This is a genomic window from Heyndrickxia coagulans DSM 1 = ATCC 7050 (assembly GCF_000290615.1).
Classification (GTDB): Bacteria; Bacillota; Bacilli; order Bacillales; family Bacillaceae_C; genus Weizmannia; species Weizmannia coagulans.
Window position 1 is genome coordinate 1 of the sequence record NZ_ALAS01000266.1, and the last position, 5097, is coordinate 5097.

Sequence of the window (5097 nt, forward strand, 5' to 3'; positions counted from 1 at the left end):
GCTCTAATTATTTAAATTATTACATATTTAGCCGCATTTTTGGGGGGGATAGTTAAATTATCACGAAAAATTTTTACTCCTCAGAGCTGAAGAGGGGGGCAGCCGCAACCGGTCTATTTGTTCTTCTCGCAGACTTGAGGAAGGAAATCAAACAATTTTGATGAAAACCCTTATATTTTTTTAAAGTTTTTGCTATATTAAGAGTAAGGCAAGAAAATTTTCATAAAAATTTAAGAAATGCCGTGTAAAATCCTATATAGATGGGAATACATATACAGATAAGGAAACAGTACGGAAATCCATGATAGATGAGGCGGTCGTATGAAAAAAAACCATGATCATTTAATAAAGATGATATCGGCTTTTTCGGAAATGGGAATCAAAACCTCCTTTACGAAATCCCGGCTGGAATTGTTCGAAGTGCTCGAAGGGAGAAAGCTGCAACCGGTTTACAAAAAGCATTAATTTCTGTTTTGCGGAGCGGAAAAACGCGGGCGACCAAGCGATCGCCCGCGTTTTTGGATTTTGAATTGGCATCAGAGGGCAGCTGGCGCCCTCCATTACTCAAAAGCTTTTAACATTTCAGGATGTCCGGATTCATTTTGAATCATCGGCGTGGGTTCCTGTTTTGCAGTTCGTTTGGCCGGCCGTGCCGCTTTCTTTTTCACTTCGATATAGCGGATATGCATATCTTCCATTTCACTGATCGTAAAGGTGTATTCATCGGTTTCAACCGTGTCGCCCTGCTTTGCCTCGAATTTTTTGGTTAAAATCCAACCGCCGAGGGTATCAATGTCTTCATCGGAAATTTGTGTGCCGAGCAGATCGTTCACTTCGCTGATCAGTACTTTGGCGTCGATAATAAAGTGGCCGTCCTTGACTTTCCGGATCAGCGGCACTTCATCCATGTCAAATTCATCACGGATTTCACCGACGATTTCTTCCAAAATATCCTCGACCGTCACTATGCCGCTCGTGCCCCCGTATTCATCAAGCAATACAGCCATGTGAATGCGTTCTTTTTGCATCATGACGAGCAGCTCATTAATCGGAATCGTGTCAATCACGCGGATAATCGGCCGTATATACGCTTCCAGTGACGAAGGGGGAGCCTGTTTTTTCAATACATCGGTTAAAACTTCCTTTAAATTGATGATCCCGATAATATGGTCCTTATCTCCGTCAATGACAGGGTAGCGGGTAAACCGTTCTTCCTGCACAAGGTCCATGAACGTCTGGAGGGAGTCCCCTTTGGAAAGGGAGACAATCTCGGTTCTCGGCACCATAATTTCTTTCGCAATCCGGTTATCAAACTCAAAAATTTTATTTACATATTTAAACTCTGATTGATTGATTTCCCCATTTTTATAGCTTTCGGACAGGATAAAGCGCAATTCCTCTTCCGTATGGGCGACGTCATGCCGGGATGCGGGTTCCAGCCCGGCCATTTTTGTAATCAGGCCGGCAGAACTGTTCAGCAGCCAAATAAACGGGTACATCAGCCTGTGGAACAAAATTAACGGCTTTGCTGCAAGAAACGCAATGGTTTCCGCTTTTTGAATCGCAACTGTTTTTGGCGCAAGTTCTCCTGCCACGACATGCACAATGGTAATGACAGAAAAGGCAAGGATGACGGAGAAAACGGCGCCAAAAGACCCCGGAAGATGCAACAGCCCGAGTACGGGAGCGAGAAGATGCGAAACGGTTTCTTCCCCGATCCATCCGATCAGAAGCGAAATGATGGTGATGCCCAATTGGCAGGTCGATAAATACTCATCAAGATTTGTGATGATGTTTTTTACCGAAATCGCTTTTTTGTTTCCTTCTTCGATGAGTTGGTCAATCCGGGAACTTCTAATCTTTACGATTGCAAACTCTGAAGCTACAAAAAAAGCGGAAAGTGCGATTAAAATAAAAATCAGCACCAATTTAAATATGTCCAAATAAGTTTCCCTGCTCCGAATAGAGACGGGGCAGGAGTCACCTCCTGTATATTTGCAAAATTAAATGATCCTATTCCCGGTTTCAGCGCCAGACCACTTCCTTGTTTAAAATGGAGGAAAGGGACTGGACGAGTGCCCGGCTGTCTCCTGATAATTGATTGCGCAATGTTTCTTTTTGCTCTTCCGGCAGTTTCTCCAGATTCGGTGTCATATCTTTCAGTTCCATATTGAGCTGTTTTAACTGTTCGGAAAAGAGGTTCAACTGCTGGACCAGGGCATGTGCATTCGATATGCCGTTCCTTCTGCATTCCAGTTTGACCCGGATCGCCTCAAGCGGGAGATGCATTTTTTTGCATTCTTCTATAAATTGCAGGTCACTTACGGCATCTTCGTCATAAATCCGGTAATTTGCTCCGGTGCGTCTTGGTTTTAACAGCCCAAGCCGGGTGTAGTAATCAATGGTCCGTTTTGAAACATTGGCAATGGATGCTAATTCCCCGATGCGGTACAAAGCCCCATTGGAATCACCCCAATCTCTGAAAAAGCACACTTATATTACGACTATTATAAAACATAAATACCATACAGTCAAACGTACCGGTTAGAAATAAAATGTAATTAGGAAAATTCAATTAGTTTAAAAGTGGAAAACCAGGTTGGGCAGCCCCCCGTTATGAGGAAGCCGCTTCCTGTTTTTTTGATACTTCCACATACAGGACGTGCGAACCTTCCATATCTTTTACTTTGAAATCATACGATTGGAATGGCACGGAATCGCCCTTTTTTAAATCGTATTTCTGTGTCAGCAGCCATCCGCCAATCGTGTCCACGTCATCATCGGGAATTTCGATCGCAAGGAGATCATTTACATCTTCAATCAGCACTTTGGCGTCCAAAATATAATGCGCATCCCCGATTTTTTGGATAAGCGGGATTTCATCCGCATCAAACTCGTCCCGGATTTCACCGACGATTTCCTCTAAAATGTCCTCGACTGTAATAATGCCGGCAGTCCCGCCATATTCATCCAGTAAAACGGCCATATGAGTGTTATCTTTTTGCATGCGGGCAAGGACACCCTGAATCGGCACCGTTTCAATGACATGGATAATTGGATTAATATACGGTTCAATCGTCGCATCGTCCCGGAGATCCGGGTTTGAAACATAATCCGTCAGCACTTCTTTTATGTTGAGCACGCCGATGATATTGTCCTTGTCCCCGTCTGTAACCGGGTAACGCGTATATTTTTCCGATTGCGCAAGCCGGATGAGATCGGCAATCCGGTCGCTCTTGTCGACGGTGACCACTTCTGTGCGGGGGACCATAATTTCTTTTGCGATCCGGTTATCGAATTCAAATATATTGTTGACATATTTATATTCGGACTGGTTAATTTCACCGTTTTTTAAGCTTTCCGACAGAATAATCCGCAGTTCTTCCTCTGAATGGGTGATTTCATTGTCCAATTGCATGTCGAAACCGAGCGCTTTTGTCACAAACTGTGACGACTTGTTCAGCGTCCACGTAAAGGGATACATGATTTTGTTGATGAAAATCAGCGGTTTGGCGACGAGCAGCACAATCGTTTCTGCTGTCTGGATCGCAATATTTTTCGGTGCAAGCTCCCCAACCACGACGCTGAAAAAGGTGATGATGAGAAAAGAAAGAATAAAGGTCACCACGTGGATGAGTGTCCCGGGAACATGGAGTTTGATTAAAAGTGGATTAAAAATCACCCTTAATGTCGGCTCGCCCAGCCACCCGAGAATAAGAGAAATCACGGTGATGCCCAGCTGTGTTGTCGACAAATAGCTGTCCAGGCTGGAAATTACCTTTTTGGCGGAAGCGGCTTTTTTGTTGCCTTCCGCAATGAGCTGGTCAATTCTCGATGTTCGCACCCTTACGAGAGAAAATTCCGAGGCGACAAAAAACGCATTGGCCCCGATTAATAAGACAATAATGAGCAATTTGATCGTCAGCATGGTTTGTCCTGCCAAGAGATGAAAAAATGAATCGTTTTACATGGCCCCTGATTCGGCAAGACATGCACCTCCTTAAGAGACTCTTCCTGTATACTGTTCCCGAAAAACAGGAGAAAAAACGGGGCTTGCCCGGGAACAAGAAAGTACCCGTCGTTTTCTGTATATTCCTATCTATATTTTGAATCATTTTAATAGGAACTGCAAGCACAAGGGCGTCTTTTCCCGGTTAAAAAATGGCAATGCTGGTGAGGGGGTAAACAGCAGTATATGGTTTTGCATTTAGCGGAAATACATTATAATCATCAGTGAGGATAAAGGATGCCCCTTTTTCAGATAGGAATGAAATAAAAATCCAATTTTTTCGCCAACTTTGTTAAAATAAAATTATGAGAACTGGCGGGCTTTAGTTCATAACATGCTTTGCACAATCGGGGGTAATAGTTTGAAAAACCATGGTGGCAACAGGGAGCTCATTTACGTTCACGCGAATGAAGTGAATCACTATGTTTTATCGCACGGCATCTGTTTTTATGAATTTTACCATGCTTTCCCCAATTTGACGAATCTCCTTCTTCTTCGTCATCAATTTGAGGCGGGCACTGTAAATTTACATACGCTGTTTGAATATGCGGATGAAGAAACAATCGGGCGGCTGCTGGAAGAAGACATATACAGCTACGGGGATTTTTGCTGGGTTGATTTTGAGGATGAGGAAGGGCTCGATCTACTGGAGGGGTATGAAATTGCGGAATTGCTGTATCTGAGCCATATGAAACATCATTTGCGGAGGCCTTTTTACCGGAAATTAAATAACCGTTTCGTCTATTTATCGCAGGATGACGGCTACTACAGCAAAATTTATTTCCGTTCTTTCCGTGATTTTTATGCGATGCTTGGCTGTGTGGTTGCCGAGCGGATCAACAGGATCAAAGGAGAGAAGCCGTTTCTGTTCGGGCGGAAAAAGCGGAAAGCGCTGCCTGCTATCCCGGTGGAGGTGCTGTTGCCTCTTTTGGATAAAATGAAGGAAGGGATGGTCATTTCAATGGAATATGCCGTGCAGACCCGGGTGCAAATTGAAATGTATGTGTAAAATTTTACTCGAAGGGCAGATGAGTGGAAAAAAATGGGAAGACGCTCTATCATTTAAATGTACGCTTGTGGGCGAATAC

General features: G+C 43.8%; 5 protein-coding genes. 2 read left to right on the forward strand and 3 right to left on the reverse strand.

What is annotated here, in order from left to right; genetic code table 11:
* Window positions 1-321 precede the first annotated feature (321 nt).
* Window positions 322-465, forward strand: a complete 144-nt coding sequence (locus tag IC21_RS17055) for an Lmo0850 family protein (protein ID WP_013860706.1) — start codon at window positions 322-324, stop codon at window positions 463-465.
* A gap of 95 nt (window positions 466-560) precedes the next feature.
* Here the strand turns inward: IC21_RS17055 and IC21_RS14400 are convergent, their stop codons facing one another.
* The 3 genes from IC21_RS14400 to IC21_RS14410 all read right to left on the reverse strand — a co-directional run bounded on the left by IC21_RS14400 (window position 561) and on the right by IC21_RS14410 (window position 3928).
* The gene (locus IC21_RS14400; RefSeq protein WP_013860705.1) at window positions 561-1943 is read right to left on the reverse strand and encodes a hemolysin family protein; all 1383 of its coding nucleotides are present in this window, start codon (window positions 1941-1943) and stop codon (window positions 561-563) included.
* Between the two features lie 82 nt (window positions 1944-2025).
* Window positions 2026-2454 (reverse strand): MerR family transcriptional regulator, encoded by a 429-nt coding sequence (locus tag IC21_RS14405; RefSeq protein WP_029142417.1) that lies wholly within the window; start codon window positions 2452-2454, stop codon window positions 2026-2028.
* A 160-nt stretch (window positions 2455-2614) separates the two neighbouring features.
* Window positions 2615-3928, reverse strand: a complete 1314-nt coding sequence (locus IC21_RS14410; RefSeq protein ID WP_029142418.1) for a hemolysin family protein — start codon at window positions 3926-3928, stop codon at window positions 2615-2617.
* A 442-nt stretch (window positions 3929-4370) separates the two neighbouring features.
* Here IC21_RS14410 and IC21_RS14415 point away from each other — a divergent pair, with 442 nt between their 5' ends.
* Complete coding sequence (locus IC21_RS14415; RefSeq protein ID WP_234969653.1) at window positions 4371-5018, forward strand: hypothetical protein; 648 nt, start codon at window positions 4371-4373, stop codon at window positions 5016-5018.
* Window positions 5019-5097: the final 79 nt, after the last annotated feature.

What these genes read in the sequence shown, in the direction of transcription:
- IC21_RS17055 (WP_013860706.1), top strand. Translation starts at nt 322, where the DNA reads ATGAAAAAAAACCATGATCATTTAATAAAGATGATATCGGCTTTTTCG.
- IC21_RS14410 (WP_029142418.1), bottom strand. Translation starts at nt 3,928, where the DNA reads ATGCTGACGATCAAATTGCTCATTATTGTCTTATTAATCGGGGCCAAT.